This window comes from Amycolatopsis samaneae (genome assembly GCF_039541975.1).
Classification (GTDB): domain Bacteria; phylum Actinomycetota; class Actinomycetes; order Mycobacteriales; family Pseudonocardiaceae; genus Amycolatopsis; species Amycolatopsis samaneae.
Window position 1 is genome coordinate 132017 of sequence record NZ_BAABHG010000010.1, and the last position, 19795, is coordinate 151811.

The window sequence follows — 19795 nt, forward strand, 5'->3', positions numbered from 1 at the left end:
AAAACAGCATGGGCCAGATCAGCGCGTCGGTCGAACTCCCCGCCACCCCGGACAAGGTGTGGGCGGAGTTCTCCAACCCGAACAACTTCGAGAAGTGGCTGACCATCCACACCAAGTGGAAGGGGGAGGTCCCCGCCGCGTTCTCGAAGGGCGCGCAGGCGTCCGAGGTGGTCACCATGCTCGGGATGCCGAACACCATCACCTGGACCGTCGACGAGTTCGAGGCACCGGTCAAACTGGTCATCTCCGGCACCGGCATGGCCGGGGTCAAGGTGAGTTTCCGGCTGTCGGTCGAGGCTGCCGGCACGGGCTCGAAGGCGGCCATCGACGCGGAGTTCAGCGGACAGATGATCGTCGGGGCGCTCGGCAAGGCCGTCGAGAAGGACGGCAAGAAGAATCTCGACGAGTCGCTGGAGAAGTTCAAGGCACTGGTCGGCGCCTGATGGCGGACGGACTGCGCTTCGATCCGTCCGGTTTGGACAAATGGACCGAGGAGAACCGGTTCGAGGTCACCCGGGAGCGGCTGGCCGAGTACGCGAGGGCGACCAACGACCCGATCGAGCGGCATCTGGCCGGTGACGTCGCGAGCCCGGTGTTCGCGATCGTCCCGGTGTTCCAGTCGCTGCTGGAACCCGCGCTGGAGGTCGTGCCGCCCTCGTTGTTCGGCAGCGTCCTGCACGGGGAGCAGGACTTCCGGTTCCACCGCCCGATCCGGCCGGGGGACAAGCTGGTCTCGCGCGGCAGGATGACCGGTTACCAGGGCCTGCCGAAGGGGACCAGGGCCACGGTCTACCTCGAAACCCGCGACGAGGACGGCGAACTCGTCAACGAGCAGTACGTCATGTTCTTCGTCCGCGGCTTCGACACCGGCGAGGAACGCGGCGAGCCGGCGCCGGAGCACAAGTTCGACGAGACGCTGCGCGCGGATGCCCCGGTGGGCGAGGTCGGCCAGCACGTCGACGACGACCAGACGTTCCGCTACGGTCCCGCCGCGGGCGACCCGATGCCGATCCACCTCGACGAGGAGATCGCGAAGGCCTCCGGGCTGCCCGGGATCATCGCGCACGGGCTGTGCACCATGGCGTTCACCTCGTGGGCGCTGCTGACCGAGGTCGGATCGTCCGAAGTGGACAGACTGCGGCGGCTCGCCGTGCGGTTCGCGAAACCGGTGCTGCCCGGCCAGGACCTGAACACGACGATCTGGCGTGCCGGATCCGCGGACGGCGTCACCAGCTACGCGTACGAAACCAGGGTCGGGGACACCGTGGTGATCTCCGACGGGCTGGCCGAGATCTCCGAAGGGACAAGCTGATGGGAACGCTGGACGGGCGGGTCGCCGTCATCACCGGCGCGGGCCGGGGCATCGGCCGTGAGCACGCGCTGCTGTTCGCCGCCGAGGGCGCGAGCGTCGTGGTCAACGATCTCGGCGGCGGCAACGACGGCAGCGGCACGGACGCCGGGCCCGCACACGAGGTCGTCGAAGAAATCCGCGCCGCGGGTGGGAAGGCCGTCGCCAACACCTCGAGCGTGGCCGACTGGAAGGGTGCCGCCGAGTTGGTCGGCCAGGCCGTCGACGAGTTCGGCAGGCTGGACGTGGTGGTGAACAACGCGGGCATCCTGCGTGACGCGTTCGTGGCGAACATCGAGGAAGCGCAGTGGGACGCGGTGATCGCGGTGCACCTCAAGGGGCACGCGGCGGTGCTGCACCACGTGGCGGCGTACTGGAAGGCCGCGAGCAAGGCGGGCGAGCCGGTGGCCGGGTCGGTGATCAACACCGCGTCGGCGTCCGGGACGACGTTGCCCAACGCGGGACAGCTCAACTACGGGGCCGCCAAGGCGGGCATCGCGGCGATGACGCTGGTCGCGGCCGAGGAGCTGGAACGCTACGGCGTGCGCGCCAACGCGATCGCGCCGATCGCGCGGACGCGGCTCACCCTGGCGACGCCGGGGATGGGCGCGATCTTCGCCCAGGAAGTCGAGGAGGGCGAGTTCGACGCGTTCTCCCCGGCCAACATCTCGCCGCTGGTGGCGTACCTGGCCACCGAGAAGTGCCCGATCACCGGCAAGGTGTTCGCGGTGCAGGGCGGCGCGATCTCGGAGCTGGCGGGCTGGCACGACGTCAAGACCATCGAGACCGAAGGTCCCTGGCGCATCGACGACATCGCCGCGCGGTTGCCATGATCGAGTGGTCCGAGACGGAACTGCTGATCCGGGACGCGATCCGCGAGTTCGTCGACAAGGAGATCCGGCCCGTGTCCGCGGAGCTGGAGAGCGGTGAGTTGCCGCCCTACGACCTGATCCGGAAGTTCTTCGCCTCCTTCGGGGTCGGCGCGATGGCCGCCGAGGCGCTGGAGAAACAGCTCGCCAGGGCACGGGCGAAGGCTTCGGGCGAGGCGCCGGAGAAGGACTCCGGTGCGGGTGGTGGGCTCGGTGGTCAGGAGTCTCTGGCCCTGATCGCCGCGACCGAACTGGCCAGGGTGAGTCTCGGGCTCGTCGCGTCGATGGGCGTGAGCATCGGGCTCACCGCGCAGACCATCCAGGCGAAGGGCACTCTGACCCAGCAGGAACGCTGGCTGCCAGGGCTGGTCACCTTCGAGAAGGTGGGCGCGTGGGCGATCACCGAACCGGACTCCGGCTCGGACGCGTTCGGCGGGATGAAGACCCACGTCCGTCGCGACGGCGACGGGTATGTCCTCAATGGACAGAAGACGTTCATCACGAACGGGCCGTACGCGGACGTCATCGTCGTCTACGCGAAGCTGGACGAGGGCGACGGCGCCGATTCGAGGGATCGCAAGGTACTCACCTTCGTCCTTGAGTCCGGAATGGACGGTCTGACGCAGGGCAAGCCGTTCAAGAAGATGGGCATGATGTCCTCGCCCACCGGTGAGCTGTTCTTCGACAATGTCAAGCTAGGCCCGGACCGGCTGCTCGGCGAGTTCGAGGAGAGCAGGGGTGGCGACGGGCGGGACAGCGCGCGGGCGAGTTTCACGGCCGAGCGGATCGGGGTCGCGGCGCTGTCGCTCGGGATCATCGAGGAATGTCATCGGCTGTGTCTCGGCTACGCGAAGAGCCGGAGGCTGTGGGGCCAGGAGATCGGGCGGTTCCAGCTGATCCAGCTGAAGCTGGCGAAGATGGAGGTCGCCAGGATCAACGTGCGGAACATGGTGTTCCAGGCGATCGAGGCGGCACGCGCGGGCAAGCCGCCGACGCTCGCGGAGGCCTCGGCGATGAAGCTCTACTCGTCCGAGGCCGCCACCGAGGTCGCGATGGAGGCGGTGCAGCTGTTCGGCGGCAACGGGTACATGGCCGAGTACCAGGTGGAACGGCTGGCCAGGGACGCGAAGTCGCTGATGATCTACGCCGGCAGCAACGAGATCCAGGTGACCCACATCGCCAAGGCGCTACTCGGGGCCTGAAGGTCCAAGTCTCTGAAGGCCACCTTGAGGGCGTTCAAGTTCCTCAAGGTGGCCTTCAGAGCACGTCAGTCGCGTTCGATGAGGTGGCCGACGACGTCCGGGCCGGGGTGGGCGTGGCCGGAGCCGTCGCGGCGCAGGTCGACCTCGGGCAGCTCGACCGGGTCGCCGTTCTTCGCCGCGCCCGCCGGGCGCGGGCCGACCCAGCCCACGGTCAGCCCGGTCTCGCCCTTGAGGAACCGCTGTGCGCGGACACCCGCCGTCGCGCGGCCCTTCGCCGGGTACTCGCTGAACGGCGTCACCTTCACGCTCGCGCCGGTGGCCGTGATGACCATCGGTTCGCCGTGTTCGTCGTCGTCGGTGCGGACGGCGCCGAAGAACACCACCACCGCGCCCTTCGTGCCGAGGTTGATCCCGGCCATACCGCCGCCCTTGATGCCCTGCGGGCGCACGAGCGAGGCCGGGTACTTCAGCAGCGCGGCGTCCGAGGACATGAACGCCAGCGTCTCGTTGCCGTCGGTGAGCCAGGTGGCGCCGACGATCTCGTCGCCGTCCTTGAGCGTGATGAGGTCGAACTCGTCGGACCGCACGGGCCATTCCGGCGCGCACACCTTGACCACGCCGAGCCGCGTGCCGACCGCGAGCCCCGGCGATCCGGCCGCCTGCTCGCCCAGCGGGGCGATGCCGACCACCCGCTCGCCCTTCTCCAGCGGGACCAGTTCGCGCGCGGCCATCCCGCCGCGCAGCGACACCGTGCCCGCCTGCTCCGGGAGCACCGGCAGCGGCAGCACGTCGGTCTTGAACGCCCGGCCCCTGCTCGTGACGAGCAGGACCTGACCGCGGGCGGTGGTATGGACCACCGCGGCCACCGCGTCGTGCTTGACCCGGCCGTTGCGCCGCCGGGCCTCCGAGGACTCCTCGGACTCGGCCGCGGTGCGCGCGACCAGCCCGGTGGCGGACAGGATCACCTGGCACGGGTCGTCGCTGATCTCCAGCGGGCCGGACGGCTTCGAGGCGGCCAGCACCTCCTTGAGGTCACCGTCGATCAGCGCCGTACGGCGCTCGGTCGGGAAATCCTTGGCGACCTTGGCCAGCTCGGTGGACACGACCTTCCGCAGCACCGTCTCGTCGTCGAGGATCTTGGACAGCTCGGCGATCTCCTCGCGCAGCTTGTCCTGCTCCGACTCCAGCTCCAGCCGGTCGTACTTGGTGAGCCGCCGCAGCGGAGTGTCCAAAATGTACTGCGCCTGGATCTCGGAGAGCTTGAACCGCTTCATCAGGCCGTCCTTCGCGGCCTGCGCGTTCTCGCTCTCCCGGATCAGCCGGATCACCTTGTCGATGTTCAGCAGCGCGACGAGCAGGCCGTCGACCAGGTGCAGCCGCTCCTCGCGCTTGCGGCGCCGGTAGCGGGTGCGGCGGGTGACGACCTCGTAGCGGTGCCGCAGGAAGACCTCCAGCAGCGCCTTGAGCCCCAGCGTCCGCGGCTGGCCGTCGACGAGCACGAGGTTGTTGATGCCGAAGGACTGCTCCAGCGGCGTGAGCCGGTACAGGTCGGCGAGCAGCGCCTGCGGGTTGACCCCGACCTTGCACTCGATCACCAGCCGGGTGCCGTTCTCGCGGTCGGTCAGGTCCTTGACGTCGGCGATGCCGGTGAGCCGCTTGGACTTGTTGACCTCGTCGGTGATCTTCTCGATCACCTTCTCCGGCCCGACGCCGTAGGGCAGTTCGGTGACGGTGATGGCCTGCCTGCCGCGGCTGCCCTCCAGGGGGCCGGTCTCGCAGCGGGCGCGCATCCGCACCACGCCGCGGCCGGTCTCGTACGCCTTGCGCACCTCGTCCAGGCCCAGCAGCGTGCCGCCGGTGGGCAGATCGGGGCCGGGGATGAACTCCATCAGCTTGTCGAGGTCGGCGTTCGGATGCGTGATCAGCCAGCGCGCCGCCGCGATGACCTCGCCCATGTTGTGCGGGATCATGTTGGTCGCCATGCCGACCGCGATCCCGGACGTGCCGTTGACCAGCAGGTTCGGGAAGGCCGCCGGCAGCACCGACGGCTCTTCCAGCGATCCGTCGTAGTTGGGCCGGAAGTCGACGGTGTCCTCGCCCAGCTCGCCGACCAGCAGCATGGCCTGCGGCGAGAGCCGCGCCTCGGTGTATCGCGAGGCGGCCGGGCCGTCGTCCGGGGAGCCGAAGTTCCCGTGCCCGTCGACCAGGGGGACGTTGAGCGAGAAGTCCTGGGCGAGACGGACCATCGCGTCGTAGATCGCGGTGTCGCCGTGCGGGTGGTACTTGCCCATCACGTCGCCGACGACGCGGGACGACTTCACGTACGCGTGGGTGGGCCGGTAGCCGTTCTCCTGCATCGAGAACATGATCCGGCGGTGCACCGGCTTGAGGCCGTCCCGCGCGTCCGGCAGCGCACGCGCGTGGATGACCGAGTACGCGTATTCGAGGTACGAATCCTCGATCTCGGTCTTCAGCGGGTTGTCGAAGACCTGTGCGCCCGGCTGGTCGAACGCGGCCGGATCGACGCGGGTGGTGGGAGCCTTGCGGCGTGCCATTAATCAGAACTCCTTGGTAGCACTGGCGAATCAGGCGTCGATGGCTTCGCGGTCGACTCGGTCGGACGACTCGACCAGCCAGTTCCGGCGGGGTTCGACCTTCTCGCCCATGAGCAGTTCCAGGGCCTTCTCGGCTGCTTCGACGTCGTCGAGGGTGATCCGGCGGACCGCGCGGGTGGCCGGGTTCATCGTGGTCTCCCACAGCTCGTCGGCGTCCATCTCGCCGAGGCCCTTGAACCGGGGCACCGGCGTGACGATCTGCTTGCCCGCCGCTTCCAGCTCGGCGTACTTCGTCTCCATCTCCCGCTGGGTGAAGGTGAAGATCGTCTCGGCGTTGCGGCCCTTGGTGACCAGCTTGTGCAGCGGCGGCATCGCCGCGTACAGTCTGCCGTCCTCGATCACCGGCCGCATGTACTTGGCGAACAACGTGATCAGCAGCGTCCTGATGTGGGAGCCGTCGACGTCCGCGTCGGCCATCAGGATGACGCGGCCGTAGCGCATCGTGCTCAGGTCGAAGGTGCGGCCGCTGCCGGCGCCGAGCACCTGGACGATCGACGCGATCTCGGCGTTCTTCAGCGTGTCGCCCAGGCTCGCCTTCTGCACGTTGAGGATCTTGCCGCGCAGCGGCAGCAGCGCCTGGTATTCCGAGACACGAGCCATCCGCGCCGAGCCGAGGGCGGAATCCCCTTCCACGAGAAATATCTCACTTCGCGAGACACCGGTGGTGCGGCAGTCGACCAGCTTGGGCGGCATGGCCGCGCCCTCCAGCGCGGTCTTGCGGCGGGCGGCGTCCTTCTGCTGCTTCTGGGTGAGCCGGACGCGGGCGGCGTCGACGACCTTCTGCAGGACGATCTTGGCCTCGGACTTGGTCTTGCGGTCCTCGGTCCACGCCCTGAGGTGCTTGTCGACGATGCCCTGGATGACGCGGGTGATCCCGGCGGTGGACAGCTCGTCCTTGGTCTGCGAGGTGAACTGCGGTTCGGGCAGCCGGACGTGGATCACCGCGGTCATGCCCTCCAGCACGTCCTCGATGGTCGGCATGTCCTCCTTGGGCTTGAGCAGCCCCCTGGTCTTGCCGATCGCGTCCTGCAGGGCCTTGAGCGCCGCCCGGTCGAACCCGCGCCGGTGGGTACCGCCGTGCACGTTGCGGATGGTGTTGGTGAAGCACTCCACCGTGCGCTCGTAGCCGGTGCCCCAGCGCAGCGCGACCTCGATCTCGGCCTGGCGCTCCACATTGGACTGCATGACGCCGCTGGCGTCGGCGGCGTTCTCCTTGTAGGTGCCTTCGCCGCTGATCAGCAGGGTCCCGCAGACCGGTTTGTCCCCGGCGGGGGCGAGGAAGTCGACCATGTCCTTGACCCCGTTGGGGAAGTGGAAGGTCTCCTCGCTGATCGAGTCGTCCACCGCGGTGCGCAGCACGTAGGTCACGCCGGGGACGAGGAAGGCGGTGTTGCGCAGCTTCGCGCGCACGGCCTCGACGTCGAGCGCGGCACCGGACTCGAAGTAGCGGGCGTCGTACCAGTAACGGATCGAGGTGCCGCTCCGCTCGCCGCGCTTCATCTTGCCCGTGACGGTCAGGCCGGAGCGGCGGGTGAACTTCGCCTTCGGCCCCGGCCCGTCGAAGGTGCCGGGCACGCCGTGCGCGAACGACATCTGGTGGACCTTGCCGTTCTGCTTCACAGTGACGTCGAAGCGGTGCGACAGGGCGTTGACCGCCGACGCGCCGACGCCGTGCAGGCCGCCGGAGGTCTTGTACCCGGATCCGCCGAACTTGCCGCCGGCGTGCAGCCGGGTCAGCACCAGTTCGACACCGGACAGACCGGACTTCGCGTGCGTCCCGGTAGGGATGCCGCGCCCGTCGTCGTCCACCTGCACGCTGCCGTCGGCGTGCAGGGTCACCACGACGCGGGCGGCGTGCCCGGCCACACCCTCGTCGGTGGAGTTGTCCACCACCTCGGAAAACAGGTGGTTGATACCGCGGCTGTCGGTGGAGCCGATGTACATCCCCGGACGCTTGCGGACCGCTTCCAGTCCTTCGAGATGCGTGAGGTCGTCGGCCCCGTACAAGGTCTCAGCAGTCACAGGGGTCGCTCTCCCGGATCGTGGCTCGCGAACGTTGTTCGGGGTGTGGTGTCCAGCGGGACACCGTAACGCAGGATATCCGGCGACCCCGACAGCTTTCGCGCACTCGGTCCCTGGAGTGGCGCGGGACCCGGGGGCGGCCCGCGCCCGGCGGGCGGGCGGCGGCGCGCCGGGAGGGGTGCCGAGGGGGCGCGGGCACACTCGGCCCGACCATCGTCCGGAATTGATCAAGAAGGTGTTACGAAACTTGTTCATGTTCGCTTGAACGGGTCTATCAGTGCTTTCGTGTGAATTTCACAGACACTCTCGGGTGACGCTTCGTAGTTCGGTAAACAGCGGCCAAAAGGGTGATCTCGGGCGGTTAGGGGTCGCCGGGTATGGGGATTGACCGAAAGGCGCGGATCCAGCGAGTTCTTGCTGTACAGGGAAGTTACGAGATGCCAACAGCGCCCCGTGCAAGTTGGTTCTCGCAGTTTGAGAAGAGTTAGCCTGGCGAGCTTGGCTGCCGGGCGAGAGCTGTGGTTACCTGACTGTAACGCCTTCGTATGAAATGGACGACATGCGTGTAGTCAATCCGATGAAGGCGCCTTGACTTGGCTAAAGGGGATTTTCGTGCGCTATTTCTGTGAGTTTCCTGTGGGCGTGGCGTGACGACACTGGAGACTACGGTCCGGGTGTGCGGCGACGCCGCTCCGGCACCGGGAAGACGTCTGCATCACGTGTTCGAGACCACCGCGGAGCGGGTACCTGGCGCGATCGCTGTCGAGCACGAGGAGGATGCGCTGAGTTACGCCGGGCTCGACGTCCGAGCGAACCGGCTCGCCCATGTGCTGCGCGCGCGGGGCGTCGCGGGCGGCCGCCGGGTGGCGATCCTGCTGCGGAGGGGCTTCGACACCTACGCGGCACTGCTCGCGGTCGGCAAGGCGGGCGCGGCGTTCGTGCCGATCGATCCGGCCTCGCCGCCGGACCGGGTGGCCTACATCGCCGGTGACGCGGCGGTGGACCTGCTGATCACCTCGTCGGAACTGGCGCCGAACGCCGGGGAGGCCGCGGCGGCGGGCACCGAGCTGCTCGTGCTCGACCTCGTCGCCGGCGAGCTGGCCGCCGCCCCGGACACCCGCCCGCCGCCCGATCCGGCGGAGGACCCGGCCGCGTATGTGATCTACACCTCCGGCTCCAGCGGGCGGCCGAAGGGGGTGGAGGTCGGCCAGTCGAGCATCTGCAACTTCCTCGACGTCGTCCCCGAGGTGTACGACGTGCGGCCGGAAGACCGCGTGTACCAGGGCATGACGATCTCCTTCGACTTCTCCATCGAGGAGATCTGGCCGACCTGGGCCGTCGGCGCGACGCTGGTGGCGGGCCCGACGGACTCGCGCCGGCTCGGCGCGGAGCTCGCGGACTTCCTGGAGGACAAGCGGATCACGACGCTCTACTGCGTCCCGACGCTGCTGGCGACGTTGCCGCGGGAGCTGCCGGGCATCCGGAATCTGCTGGTCGGCGGCGAGGCCTGCCCGCAGCAACTCGTCGAGCGCTGGGCCAAGCCCTACCGCCGGATCCTCAACACCTACGGCCCCACCGAGGCCACCGTGACCGCGACCTGGGGCGAGCTGCTGCCGGGGCGGCCGGTGACGATCGGGAAGCCGCTGCCCACCTACTCGGCGCTGATCCTCGACGAGGAACGGAATCCGGTCCCGTTCGGGGAGGTCGGCGAGATCTGCCTCGGCGGTCCTGGCGTCGCCCGCGGCTACGTGGGGCGTCCCGAGCTGACCGCCGACAAGTTCTTCCGGCATCCGCTCGCCCGCGACGGCGGCAGGCTGTACCGCACCGGCGACCTCGGCCGTTATACCGAAGACGGGGAAATCGAATACCTGGGCCGCGCCGACGCCGAGGTCAAGATCCGGGGTTACCGCGTCGATCTCGGCGAGATCGAGAGCGTGCTGCTCGCCGATCCCGCCGTCGCCGAGGCGGTGGTCGCGCTGATCGCCCCGCCGGAACCGGCCGACGCCGCCAAGGAACTGGTCGCCTACATCGTGCGCGCCGATGCCGAGGAGCCGCGCGACGAGCTGGTCCACCGGCTGCACGAGGAGCTGCGGAAGCGGGTGCCCGCCTACATGGTGCCCGCCTACCTCGACGAACTGCCCGCGCTCCCGATGATGCCCAGCGGCAAGGTCGACCGGCCCAAGCTGCCGTTCCCCGCCGGCAAACGGCTCACCGTCGCCACCGGCCCGGTGGTCGAGGCCGAGGGCGAGCTGGAGACCCGGGTCCGCGCGGCATGGGCCGCGGTGTTCGGGCTGGAACCCGAGCAGCTGTCGGTGACGGCGGACTTCTTCGCCGACCTCGGCGGGCATTCGCTGCTGGCCGCCCAGGTCGTCTCGAAGCTGCGGGAGCTCGACGCCGGTGCTTCGGTCGCCGTGCGCGACCTGTACGCGAACCCGACCGTGCGCGCGCTGTCCGCGCGGCTGGGGGAAGCGGGCGGGAAACCCGTGACGGCCGCGCCGCGCCCGGCCCCGATCCGGCACAGCGCCCGCCGGATCGCCGCGGCGGGCGGTGCCCAGCTCGTCGCGATCTACCTGCTCCTGCTGGTCATCTGCCTTCCGGTGTCCTATGTGTACACCCAGAACGACGGCCAGGTCTCGGTGCGGGTACTGGTGCAGCTGCTGGTCGCCATCCTGGTCAGCTACCTCGGCGTGCGCTGGATCGTGCCGCCGCTGGTGGCGCGTCCGCTGTCGCTGGGGATCAGGCCCGGCCGGTACCGGTTGTGGGGGCCCACCTACCTGCGGCTGTGGACGCTGGACATGCTGCTGGCGATCGGTCCGCTCCCGGTGCTGTCCGGCTCCCCGATGATGACGCTCTACCTGCGGGTACTCGGCGCGCGCGTCGGCAGGCACAGCACCATCGCGACGAGTTCGATCAGCCTGCCCTCGATGGTCCACATCGGACACGACGTCTCCCTCGGCTACGGCGCGGTGCTGCGGCCGTGGCGGGTGGAGGACGGCTGGGTGACCGTCGCCCCGATCACCGTCGCCGACGGCGCCTTCGTCGGCGCGAACGTGGTGCTGGAACCGGGCACCACCGTCGGCGAATGGGCCGCGGTCGGGGAACAGTCGGTGCTGGGGCAGGAGGAGATCGTCCCGGCGGGCGATCGCTGGTCCGGGTCGCCCGCGCAGCCGGCGACGGCGCTGGAGCCTGCCGCCGAGGTGATGCTCGACGCGCGTGGCGAGCCGGGCCGCTGGAAGCCGAGGCACCTCGCTGCCGCGCTGGCCGGGCTGGTCTGGCTGGAGTTCCTGGCGATCGCGATGATCGTGCCGGGTGTCGCGCTGGTGTGGTGGGCGCTGCTCGGCTGGGGCGTGCTCGCCGGGGTCCTCGCGACGATCTTCGCGGGCCCGGTGTTCGTGCTGACCGTGTGCGTGGTCGTCGCGCTGGGCAAACGGATGGTGCTGCGGCAGGCGCCGGTCGGGGTGTTCCCGGTGCGTTCGGCGCTCGGCGTGCGGAAGTGGGTTTCGGACAAGCTGCTGGAAATGAGCCTGACGTTCACGAACTCGCTGTACGCCACGCTCTACACGGTGCCGTGGCTTCGGCTGCTCGGTGCCAAGGTCGGCAGCCGCGCCGAGGTCTCGACCGCCGGGCACATCGACCCGGACCTGCTGACACTGGGCAAGGAGAGCTTCGTCGCGGACATGGCGAGCGTCGGCTGCGCGACCTTCGCCAACGGCCGGATCGCCCTGCTGCCCACCGAGATCGGCAGCCGCGCGTTCGTCGGCAACGCGGCGTTCGTGCCCGCCGGGTCGAGCATGGGCGACGGCTCACTGGTCGGCGTCAGCACGGTGCCGCCCTACGAAGGCGTCCCGGAGGACACCTCGTGGCTGGGCTCGCCCGCGATCCACCTGCCGCAACGGCAGGACAGCGGGGACTTCGCCGAGGAGCAGACGTTCGCGCCGCCGCGCCGGGTGGTGGCCCACCGGCTGATGATCGAGTTCTTCCGCGCGACGCTGCCCGCGTCCGTGCTCGGCCTGAGTTTCTACCTCTACCTGACGATCCTGTCGGATCTGGCGCAGGGCAACTACCTCTACCTGCCCGCGCTGGTCTCGCCGCTGGTCGCGATCGCGGTCGGGCTGGCGACGATCGGGTACTGCGCGGCGACGAAGCGGAACCTGGTCGGCGCGTACCGGCCGCGGGTCGAGCCGCTGTGGAGCCGGTTCGTGCGCTACGCCGAGTTCACCACCGGGCTGTACGAGGCGGCCGCGGTGCCCGCCGGGGTCGGCATGCTCGTCGGAACCCCGTTCCTGCCGCCGATCCTGCGCTGGTTCGGCGCGGACATCGGCCGCCGCACCTGGATCGGGACGACCTACCTCACCGAGTTCGACCTGGTCCGCGTCCGCGACGACGCGACCGTCGGCACGGAAAGTTCGCTCCAGACACATCTTTTCGAGGATCGGGTGATGAAGATGTCGTACGTGACCGTGGAGGCCGGTGCGACCGTCGGGACCCGCGCGATCGTGCTGTACGACGCCGTCGTGGGCAAGGAGACCTCGCTGGGTTCCCTGTCCCTGCTGATGAAGGGTGAGCAGTTGCCGGACGGGACGCGATGGCGGGGAATCCCGGCGCAGGGAGTCGTCACGATGGCGAAGGCGGGTGTCTCGTGAGCAAGCCACTGGCGCTGGTCTACCGCGGTCCGGCGACGACGAAGGGCTGCCCGGAGGCGGTCGCGGAGCTGCTGCGGTCGAGCAGGCACGGGTTCCGGGTCCAGTACGTCGGGCCCGGCGGGGACGTCCCGCTGAAGCGCAAGTCGCTGGAGGCGGCGGCGCTCTACGCCCAGCCGGGCGGCGGGACGCTGGAGGACTCCTACCCGCACCTGAAGAACCGGCGCGAGGAGATCCGCGACTTCGTCTCCGGGGGCGGAGCGTACCTCGGGTTCTGCCTCGGCGGTTACCTCGCCGGCGCGACCCCGGGTTTCGGCCTGCTGCCCGGCGACACCGACCAGTACATCGAAAGCGACGGCGCGACCGTGGACCACGACGGCAACACGCTGGTGAAGGTGCGCTGGGGGCTGCTGCGGCGTCGCAAGCTGTTCTTCCAGGACGGGCCGTACTTCTGGCTCAAGGAGGGCGCGAAGGCCGACGTCGTCGCCCGGTATTCGAACGGCGAGATCGCGGCGGTCGTGACGCCGTTCGGTTCGGGCACGGTCGGCGTCGTCGGCCCGCACCCGGAGGCGACCCGTGACTGGTTCACCGACGCCGGGCTTTCGGTGCCGTGGCGGTCCGGGACGAAACTCGGGCTGGCGCTCGTCGACGCGGTGATGTCGCGGTGACGGAGAAGCGGCGGCTGGTCGCGATCGACGCGACCCGCGGGATCGCGCTCGTCGGGATGATGGCCGTGCACTCGCTGTACGAATCGACGGAGGCGGGCGCGCCGACGTTGTCGTTCACGATGTTCGGCGGCCGGGCCGCGGCGGCGTTCGCGGTGCTGGCCGGCGTGACGATCGCGTTCCTGACCGGGCGTCGCCGGGTGGGCAGGGCGGACGCGCGCGGCCAGATCGTGGCGCTCGCGACGCGCGCGCTGGCGATCGCGGTCATCGGGCTGACGCTCGGCTACACCGACGCGTCGATCGCCGCGGTGATCCTGCCCTACTACGGCGTCATGTTCCTGCTCGCGATCCCGCTGGTGTTCCTGCCGACGTGGCTGGTCGCCGTCGCCGCCGCGGCGCTCGCGGGCGGGGTGCCGGTGCTGATGCACTTCTGGCTGCCGCACCTGCCGAAGCCGACGTTGCTGAACCCGACGTGGAGCTACCTGTTCCACCATCCGCTTTCGCTGCTTTCCGAACTCACGGTCACCGGCGAGTACCCGGCGCTGCCGTGGCTGGTGTACCTGGCCGTGGGGATCGTGATCGGCAGGCTGAAACTGTCCAGCGTCAAGGTCGCGGCCGGGCTGCTGGTGTCCGGGGTGGTGCTGGCGGTCGGCGCCGCGGTGACCTCGTCGCTGCTGCTCGACCGCTGGGGCGGGACGCTGCACATCTGGCTGGCACAGAAGGAAAGCTTCCTGACCACGGCGGAGACCGCGGACGTGCTGCGCTTCGGCGCGGACGGCACGGTGCCGACGGAGACCTGGTGGTGGCTCGCGGTCGACGCCCCGCACACCAGCACGCCGCCGGACCTGGTCGGCACGACGGGCACGGCGGTCGCGCTGCTCGGCGCGCTGCTGCTGCTCGGGCACGTCACGCAGCGGCACGTGCGGCGCGTGGTGCGGATCGTGCTGGCGCCGCTGGCCGCGGCGGGGAGCATGACGCTGACGCTCTACACCGTGCACCTCATGTTCATCAACTCCGACTACGACACCTACGACGCCGTGCTCGGGTACTGCCTCCAGGTGTGCGCGGTGCTGCTGATCGGGCTCGCCTGGCGGGCCACGGCGGGCAAGGGTCCGTTGGAAGCGCTCGTGTCGTTCCTGTGCGTCCGCGCGCGGCGGCTGGTCACCCGCTCATCCGTTCCCCGCGTGCCCGACGGCCCGCCCCCGCCGATCGGCGCGATGGCGACCGTCCTGCGTGTCCCCGCACCGGCCCGCTCCGCCGATCGGTAGTGGTCCGTGAATGCCACATTGAGGGACTCAGAGTCCCTCAATGTGGCATTCACGGACCATCGCACCGGGCCGGGGCGAACGGGATGTTATGGCGAAATGGGATTGGGCGGCGGGGTGTGGCGGTCCATACGCTCCTGGTGACGACGACGAGAGCGGCGCCGGTCGTGCCCTGCCCACCGGGCGGCCGCTCGGAAACCGAGGTCCCCCGTGAGCCGCATCCGCGTCCTGTCCATGGTGACCGTGCTCCTCGCGCTGGCGCCGATGGCGGGCACCGCAGCAGCAACGCCAGCCCCGAGACCCGCCGCGCCGTACTGCTACGAGGAACCGTCGAATCCCACCGCGGACGTGAGTGACCTCAAGGCGCGCTTCACCGGCTCGAACTGGTTGCCGACCCTGCAGGCCATGTACGAGCGACGCTGGCCGAGCGGACGCGGGCTGGCCGTGGCGCAGGCCAACGACCAGTACTTCGACCAGTTCGTGCAGAAGAACAGTTTCGAGGCGATGGCCGAGTCGATGATGGTGGCCATCCACGAGGAGACCCACATGTGGGACCTCGACGGGTCGCGGACCTCGTGGAACCAGTACACCTCGGCGTGGATCACCGCCGCCCGCCAGGACCTGAAGATCCCGCTGCACGACGGCTTTCCGCGCCGGGAGATCCTGCCGCTGATCAAGGATCGGCTCAGCGACTCCATGGACGGCATCTACCTGCGCGACCAGACCCAGGGCGGCTATCACCTCCAGGGCGTGACGGCGGAGCTGAACGCCGGGCTGATGGGCCTGCCCGCGGTGACGGTGGTGCAGGAGTACATCAAGGGCATCGGCGCCAGCAACGCCCGCGACATCGCCGCCACCAACCTGCGTTACCTGCTGCTCTACCTGCGGGTGGCCAAGAGCAACCACGCCGCTTACTGGGCACAGATCAAGAACGAGCCGAAGCTGCGCGAGTTCGTGCTGACCGAGTTCCTGCGCACGGCCTACTGGCTGGAGAAGTCGGCGCCCTTCAAGGGCAAGCTGGGCAGCCCGGACGCCGACCGGATCACCGCGACCAACTACGCCCCGGAGAACCTCGCCATCCTCCAGGAGTTCACCGGCAGGCAGGTCCGCACCGACACCCAGAAGAACTGCACCACCTGACCCGCGCCGCCCGGGTGTGACGCCGGTCATCCCGGGCCCGGGAGGGGCCCGCTCCGGAATATCTCTTGCGCGATTACAGTTGAGCGCTCAAGTAGATGGAAAGGAGCGGGTCATGCAGTTCGGGATCTTCACGGTGGGCGACGTCACGACCGACCCGACCACCGGCACCACACCCTCGGAGCACGAGCGGATCAAGGCGATGGTCCGTATCGCGCTCAAGGCCGAAGAGGTCGGCCTCGACGTGTTCGCCACCGGTGAGCACCACAATCCGCCGTTCGTGCCGTCCTCGCCGACGACCATGCTCGGGTACGTCGCGGCGCGCACCGAAAAGCTCATCCTGTCCACCTCGACCACGCTGATCACCACGAACGACCCGGTGAAGATCGCCGAGGACTTCGCGATGCTCCAGCACCTCGCCGAGGGCCGCGTCGACCTGATGATGGGCCGCGGCAACACCGGCCCGGTGTATCCGTGGTTCGGGCAGGACATCCGACAGGGCATTCCGCTCGCGATCGAGAACTACCACCTGCTGCACCGGTTGTGGCGCGAGGACGTCGTCGACTGGTCCGGCAAGTTCCGCACCCCGTTGCAGGGCTTCACCTCGACGCCGCGCCCGCTCGACGAGGTGCCGCCGTTCGTCTGGCACGGGTCGATCCGCAGCCCGGAGATCGCCGAGCAGGCCGCCTACTACGGCGACGGTTTCTTCGCCAACCACATCTTCTGGCCCAAGGAGCACTTCCAGCGCCTGATCGAGCTCTACCGCGAGCGGTACGAGCACTACGGGCACGGCAAGGCCGACCAGGCGATCGTCGGGCTCGGCGGGCAGCTGTTCCTGCGGCCCAACTCCCAGGACGCGGTGCGCGAGTTCCGGCCGTACTTCGACAACGCGCCGGTGTACGGGCACGGGCCGTCGCTGGAGGAGTTCACCGAGCAGACGCCGCTGACCGTCGGCAGCCCGCAGCAGGTGATCGACAAGACGCTGAGCTTCCGCGAGCACTTCGGCGACTACCAGCGCCAGCTGTTCCTGATGGACCACGCCGGCCTGCCGCTCAAGACCGTGCTGGAACAGCTCGACCTGCTCGGCGAGCACGTGCTCCCGGTGCTGCGCGAGGAGTTCGACGCCAAGCGGCCCGCGCACGTCCCCGAGGCGCCGACGCACGCTTCGCTCAAGGCAGCCCACGAGGCCGAAAAGGCACTGGCTTAAGAAAGAGGTCGAGTCATGACACGCACACTCGCCGTGGTCACCGCCGGGCTCAGCCAGCCCTCGTCGAGCAGGTTGCTCGCCGACCGGCTGGCCGCGGCCACCGTGGCCGCGCTCGGGGACGCGGGCGTCGAGGTGATCGAGCTGCGCGACCTCGCCGTCGACGTCACCAACAACCTGCTCACCGGCTTTCCCGCCCCGAAGCTGCGTGCGGCGATCGACGCCGTGGAAAAGGCCGACGGGCTGATCGTGGTCACGCCGGTGTTCACCGCGTCCTACAGCGGACTGTTCAAGTCCTTCTTCGACGTGCTCGATCAGGGCGTGCTCGAAGGGAAGCCGGTGCTGCTCGGCGCGACCGGGGGCACCGAACGGCATTCGCTGGTGCTCGATCTCCAGCTGCGGCCGTTGTTCGGCTACCTGCGGGCGAATCCGGTGCCGACCGGGGTCTACGCGGCGTCGTCGGACTGGGGCGGCGGGGACGCGCTCGGCGCGTTGCAGAAGCGTGTCGAACGCGCGGGCGGGGAGCTCGCGGCGCTGGTGGCCGGGCGCCCGGCCACCGGGGGCCCGGTACAGGAGCCGTTCGTGTCCTTCGAACAACTGCTCGCGGGCACGGACGGGCAGTAGCGGGAAACAGGTGGCGCGGCTCGCCGCGGTCGCCGAGGATGGCGGGTATGTCCGCCAGGTCTTCCGACGCCGACGAGGATCCCCGGATCGTTCCGCCGCCGAGGGGCGATGAGCGCGCCACACTCGTCGGGTTTCTACGCAAGCAACGGGAAACCTTCGAGCTGAAGTGTGCCGGTCTCGAAGCCGCCGCGCTGGCGAGCCGGGCCGTTCCGCCTTCCTCGCTGTCGCTGCTCGGGATGATCCGCCACCTGGCCGAGGTGGAACGCGGCTGGTTCCGGTGGGTGATGGCGGGACAGGAGACGCCGCGACTGTTCGATACCGACGACGACCTCGGGTTCGCCGGTGCCGAGGCGGATCCCGCGCTTGTCGCCGAGGCGTGGGAGTGCTGGCGGGCGGAGGTCGCCTTCGTCGAGCGGTTCGTCGCGGAGGCGTCCGATCTCGATGTCACCGGAAACTCTCCGCGACTCGGGGCGGTTTCCCTACGCTGGGTGCTGACGCACCTGATCGAGGAATACGCCCGGCACAACGGTCACGCCGACCTGCTGCGTGAACGGATCGACGGTACGGTGGGCGAGTAAGTGTCCACAAGGGACGTCCACTGTGGTCAGTGGACGGGTTCCGGCCGGGCCGCCCACGGATGCGAGCGGATCAGGTCGGACAGCGCGGCGATCGGCCCGTGGGTGAGCGGGCGGCGGCCGGCCAGCCCGAACACCACCTCGCCGGGATCCGGGAGGTGTGTCGGCGGTGCGGCCAGGCCGGGCGGCACCATCGAGGTCGCGAAGAGGCCGACGCCGAGCCCGGCGAGCAGCGCGGCGCGCAGCCCGTTGAGATGCGTGCAGGTGCACGCGACGCGCCAGCGGAACCCGTTGCGCCGCAAGGTTTCCAGCGCCCGTGCGCGGGTGATGCTCGGCTCCGGGTAGACCACGAGCGGCACGGGTTCGGCCGGATCGAGGCAGAGCCCGGGCGCACCGGCCCAGGACAGGGTGTCCGTCCACACCGGCAGGCCGCCTTCGTCGGGGCCGCGCTTGGCGAAGATCAGGTCCAGCTTCCCCTCGGCGAGCCGCTCGTGGAGGACCCCGCTGAGTTCCACGGTCAGTTCGAGATCGATCAGCGGGTGCCCGCGCCGGAACCGGCGGAGCAGCTCCGGCAGCCGGGAGAGCACGAGGTCCTCGCAGACCCCGAGCCGGACCCGGCCCCTCGGTTCCGGCCGGGCGAAGTACCGGATCGCCCGATCCTGCCGTTCCAGGAGATCACGGGCGAAACCGGTCATCACCTCGCCGTCGCCGGTGAGAGCGACCCGGTGCGTGTCGCGGACGAACAGTTCGCGGCCCAGCAGCGACTCCAGCCGCCGCACGTGCTGGCTGACCGTGGACTGGCCCAGCCCCAGCCTGCGCGCCGCCTCGCTGAAGCCGCCGGAATCCGCGACGGCGAGGAAGGTCCTCAACAGCACCGGATCGATCACCATTCCGGCTTACCACCATCGGTGTCCGACCGGACACGAAGTGTGCTGGGAGCCACTGCCTACTTGCGCTTGGTGATCACGATCGGTTCGATCTTCTTCGGGACCCCCTGGAACGCCGATTCGGGCACACCGAACGTCGCCGCGAGCACGTCGCGCGGGAGCGAGTTCAGCGCGCCGACGATGCCGATGTCGTCGGCGGGCTCACCGACGCTGGTGTTGAAGACGGCCAGCACGTCGAGCCCCTGTGTCTTGCTGCCGTTCTCGAAGTAGTGAAAGAAACCCTGCGGCGCGAAAACCAGATCGCCCTGGTGGGCGACGAATTCGGAGTTGTGGTAGTGCTTGTCCCCGTGTGTGCCCAGAATCGTCCATTTCGCCGTACCGGAAATGACGTAGTTCAGTTCCCAGGCGGTGGGGTGCCAGTGTGGCTCGCGAATTCCGCCGACGTCGAGATGGATCAGGAAGACCGATCCCTTCTGGTCCTCGGTGAGTACCGGGAAGGTGTCCTTGTCGGCGCCACGGAGGGTGCCGCCGTTGAAGACCGTGGGCGCGCTCTTGTTCAGCGAGAACAGGAACGGCGACGCGGCGCCGCCCGCCGGTGGCAGCGCGCCGCTCGCCGGGGTGCTCGCCCGCGCGACGCCGCCCGTCGCGGCCAGCCCGGCGGCGGCCACCGCGGCGGCCCCCGCGCCCAGTGCGCCACGCCTGCTGATTTCCGACATTTGTTCCTGCCTTTCACCTGCGAATT

15 protein-coding genes are annotated in these 19795 nt (G+C 69.4%); 11 read left to right on the forward strand and 4 right to left on the reverse strand.

What is annotated here, in order from left to right; all coding sequences use genetic code 11:
* Positions 1–8: 8 nt before the first annotated feature.
* From ABD987_RS26445 to ABD987_RS26460, 4 genes are read left to right on the forward strand one after another with little or no spacing between them, the layout of a single operon-like run.
* Entirely contained in the window at positions 9–443 is a 435-nt protein-coding gene (locus ABD987_RS26445; RefSeq protein ID WP_345399210.1) for a type II toxin-antitoxin system Rv0910 family toxin, read from the forward strand.
* Complete coding sequence (locus ABD987_RS26450) at positions 443–1312, forward strand: MaoC/PaaZ C-terminal domain-containing protein (protein ID WP_345399213.1); 870 nt, start codon at positions 443–445, stop codon at positions 1310–1312. Before ABD987_RS26445 ends, ABD987_RS26450 begins: the two co-directional genes overlap by 1 nt.
* Positions 1312–2181 carry an SDR family oxidoreductase gene (locus tag ABD987_RS26455; RefSeq protein WP_345399216.1) on the forward strand — a complete coding sequence of 290 codons (870 nt, stop codon included), beginning with the start codon at positions 1312–1314 and terminating at the stop codon, positions 2179–2181. Before ABD987_RS26450 ends, ABD987_RS26455 begins: the two co-directional genes overlap by 1 nt.
* On the forward strand, positions 2178–3419 hold the full coding sequence (locus ABD987_RS26460) for an acyl-CoA dehydrogenase family protein (protein ID WP_345399219.1): 1242 nt from the start codon (positions 2178–2180) through the stop codon (positions 3417–3419). Before ABD987_RS26455 ends, ABD987_RS26460 begins: the two co-directional genes overlap by 4 nt.
* Positions 3420–3484: 65 nt before the next feature.
* Here the strand turns inward: ABD987_RS26460 and ABD987_RS26465 are convergent, their stop codons facing one another.
* Both ABD987_RS26465 and ABD987_RS26470 read right to left on the reverse strand, forming a co-directional pair.
* Positions 3485–5974 carry a DNA gyrase/topoisomerase IV subunit A gene (locus tag ABD987_RS26465; protein ID WP_345399222.1) on the reverse strand — a complete coding sequence of 830 codons (2490 nt, stop codon included), beginning with the start codon at positions 5972–5974 and terminating at the stop codon, positions 3485–3487.
* Between the two features lie 30 nt (positions 5975–6004).
* The gene (locus ABD987_RS26470) at positions 6005–8056 is read right to left on the reverse strand and encodes a DNA gyrase/topoisomerase IV subunit B (RefSeq protein ID WP_345399225.1); all 2052 of its coding nucleotides are present in this window, start codon (positions 8054–8056) and stop codon (positions 6005–6007) included.
* Positions 8057–8775: 719 nt separating this feature from the next.
* On the opposite strand from ABD987_RS26470, the gene ABD987_RS26475 reads away from it, so the two are divergent.
* The 7 genes from ABD987_RS26475 to ABD987_RS26505 all read left to right on the forward strand — a co-directional run bounded on the left by ABD987_RS26475 (position 8776) and on the right by ABD987_RS26505 (position 18169).
* Positions 8776–12699, forward strand: coding sequence for a Pls/PosA family non-ribosomal peptide synthetase (locus tag ABD987_RS26475; RefSeq protein ID WP_345399228.1), 3924 nt, complete (start codon positions 8776–8778; stop codon positions 12697–12699).
* Positions 12696–13364: a BPL-N domain-containing protein gene (locus ABD987_RS26480; protein WP_345399231.1), complete on the forward strand. Its 669-nt coding sequence runs from the start codon at positions 12696–12698 to the stop codon at positions 13362–13364. Before ABD987_RS26475 ends, ABD987_RS26480 begins: the two co-directional genes overlap by 4 nt.
* On the forward strand, positions 13361–14629 hold the full coding sequence (locus ABD987_RS26485; RefSeq protein WP_345399234.1) for a heparan-alpha-glucosaminide N-acetyltransferase domain-containing protein: 1269 nt from the start codon (positions 13361–13363) through the stop codon (positions 14627–14629). The genes ABD987_RS26480 and ABD987_RS26485 overlap by 4 nt, the downstream gene beginning before the upstream one ends.
* A gap of 207 nt (positions 14630–14836) precedes the next feature.
* Positions 14837–15766 carry a hypothetical protein gene (locus ABD987_RS26490; protein WP_345399237.1) on the forward strand — a complete coding sequence of 310 codons (930 nt, stop codon included), beginning with the start codon at positions 14837–14839 and terminating at the stop codon, positions 15764–15766.
* Positions 15767–15878: 112 nt separating this feature from the next.
* Positions 15879–16970: an LLM class flavin-dependent oxidoreductase gene (locus ABD987_RS26495; protein WP_345399240.1), complete on the forward strand. Its 1092-nt coding sequence runs from the start codon at positions 15879–15881 to the stop codon at positions 16968–16970.
* Between the two features lie 15 nt (positions 16971–16985).
* On the forward strand, positions 16986–17591 hold the full coding sequence (locus ABD987_RS26500) for an FMN reductase (protein WP_345399243.1): 606 nt from the start codon (positions 16986–16988) through the stop codon (positions 17589–17591).
* A gap of 47 nt (positions 17592–17638) precedes the next feature.
* Positions 17639–18169 (forward strand): DinB family protein, encoded by a 531-nt coding sequence (locus tag ABD987_RS26505; RefSeq protein ID WP_345399246.1) that lies wholly within the window; start codon positions 17639–17641, stop codon positions 18167–18169.
* A 26-nt stretch (positions 18170–18195) separates the two neighbouring features.
* Here the strand turns inward: ABD987_RS26505 and ABD987_RS26510 are convergent, their stop codons facing one another.
* Together ABD987_RS26510 and ABD987_RS26515 are read right to left on the reverse strand one after the other, a co-directional pair.
* Positions 18196–19056 carry a LysR family transcriptional regulator gene (locus tag ABD987_RS26510; protein WP_345399249.1) on the reverse strand — a complete coding sequence of 287 codons (861 nt, stop codon included), beginning with the start codon at positions 19054–19056 and terminating at the stop codon, positions 18196–18198.
* 56 nt (positions 19057–19112) lie between these two features.
* Positions 19113–19769, reverse strand: a complete 657-nt coding sequence (locus ABD987_RS26515) for a cupin domain-containing protein (protein ID WP_345399252.1) — start codon at positions 19767–19769, stop codon at positions 19113–19115.
* Positions 19770–19795 lie beyond the last annotated feature (26 nt).

Excerpts from the sequence above, each read along its gene's own strand:
- ABD987_RS26455 (WP_345399216.1), top strand. The coding sequence starts at position 1,312 with ATGGGAACGCTGGACGGGCGGGTCGCCGTCATCACCGGCGCGGGCCGG.
- ABD987_RS26510 (WP_345399249.1), bottom strand. The coding sequence starts at position 19,056 with ATGGTGATCGATCCGGTGCTGTTGAGGACCTTCCTCGCCGTCGCGGAT.
- ABD987_RS26445 (WP_345399210.1), top strand. The coding sequence starts at position 9 with ATGGGCCAGATCAGCGCGTCGGTCGAACTCCCCGCCACCCCGGACAAG.
- ABD987_RS26460 (WP_345399219.1), top strand. The coding sequence starts at position 2,178 with ATGATCGAGTGGTCCGAGACGGAACTGCTGATCCGGGACGCGATCCGC.
- ABD987_RS26505 (WP_345399246.1), top strand. The coding sequence starts at position 17,639 with ATGTCCGCCAGGTCTTCCGACGCCGACGAGGATCCCCGGATCGTTCCG.
- ABD987_RS26450 (WP_345399213.1), top strand. The coding sequence starts at position 443 with ATGGCGGACGGACTGCGCTTCGATCCGTCCGGTTTGGACAAATGGACC.
- ABD987_RS26495 (WP_345399240.1), top strand. The coding sequence starts at position 15,879 with ATGCAGTTCGGGATCTTCACGGTGGGCGACGTCACGACCGACCCGACC.
- ABD987_RS26515 (WP_345399252.1), bottom strand. The coding sequence starts at position 19,769 with ATGTCGGAAATCAGCAGGCGTGGCGCACTGGGCGCGGGGGCCGCCGCG.
- ABD987_RS26500 (WP_345399243.1), top strand. The coding sequence starts at position 16,986 with ATGACACGCACACTCGCCGTGGTCACCGCCGGGCTCAGCCAGCCCTCG.
- ABD987_RS26465 (WP_345399222.1), bottom strand. The coding sequence starts at position 5,974 with ATGGCACGCCGCAAGGCTCCCACCACCCGCGTCGATCCGGCCGCGTTC.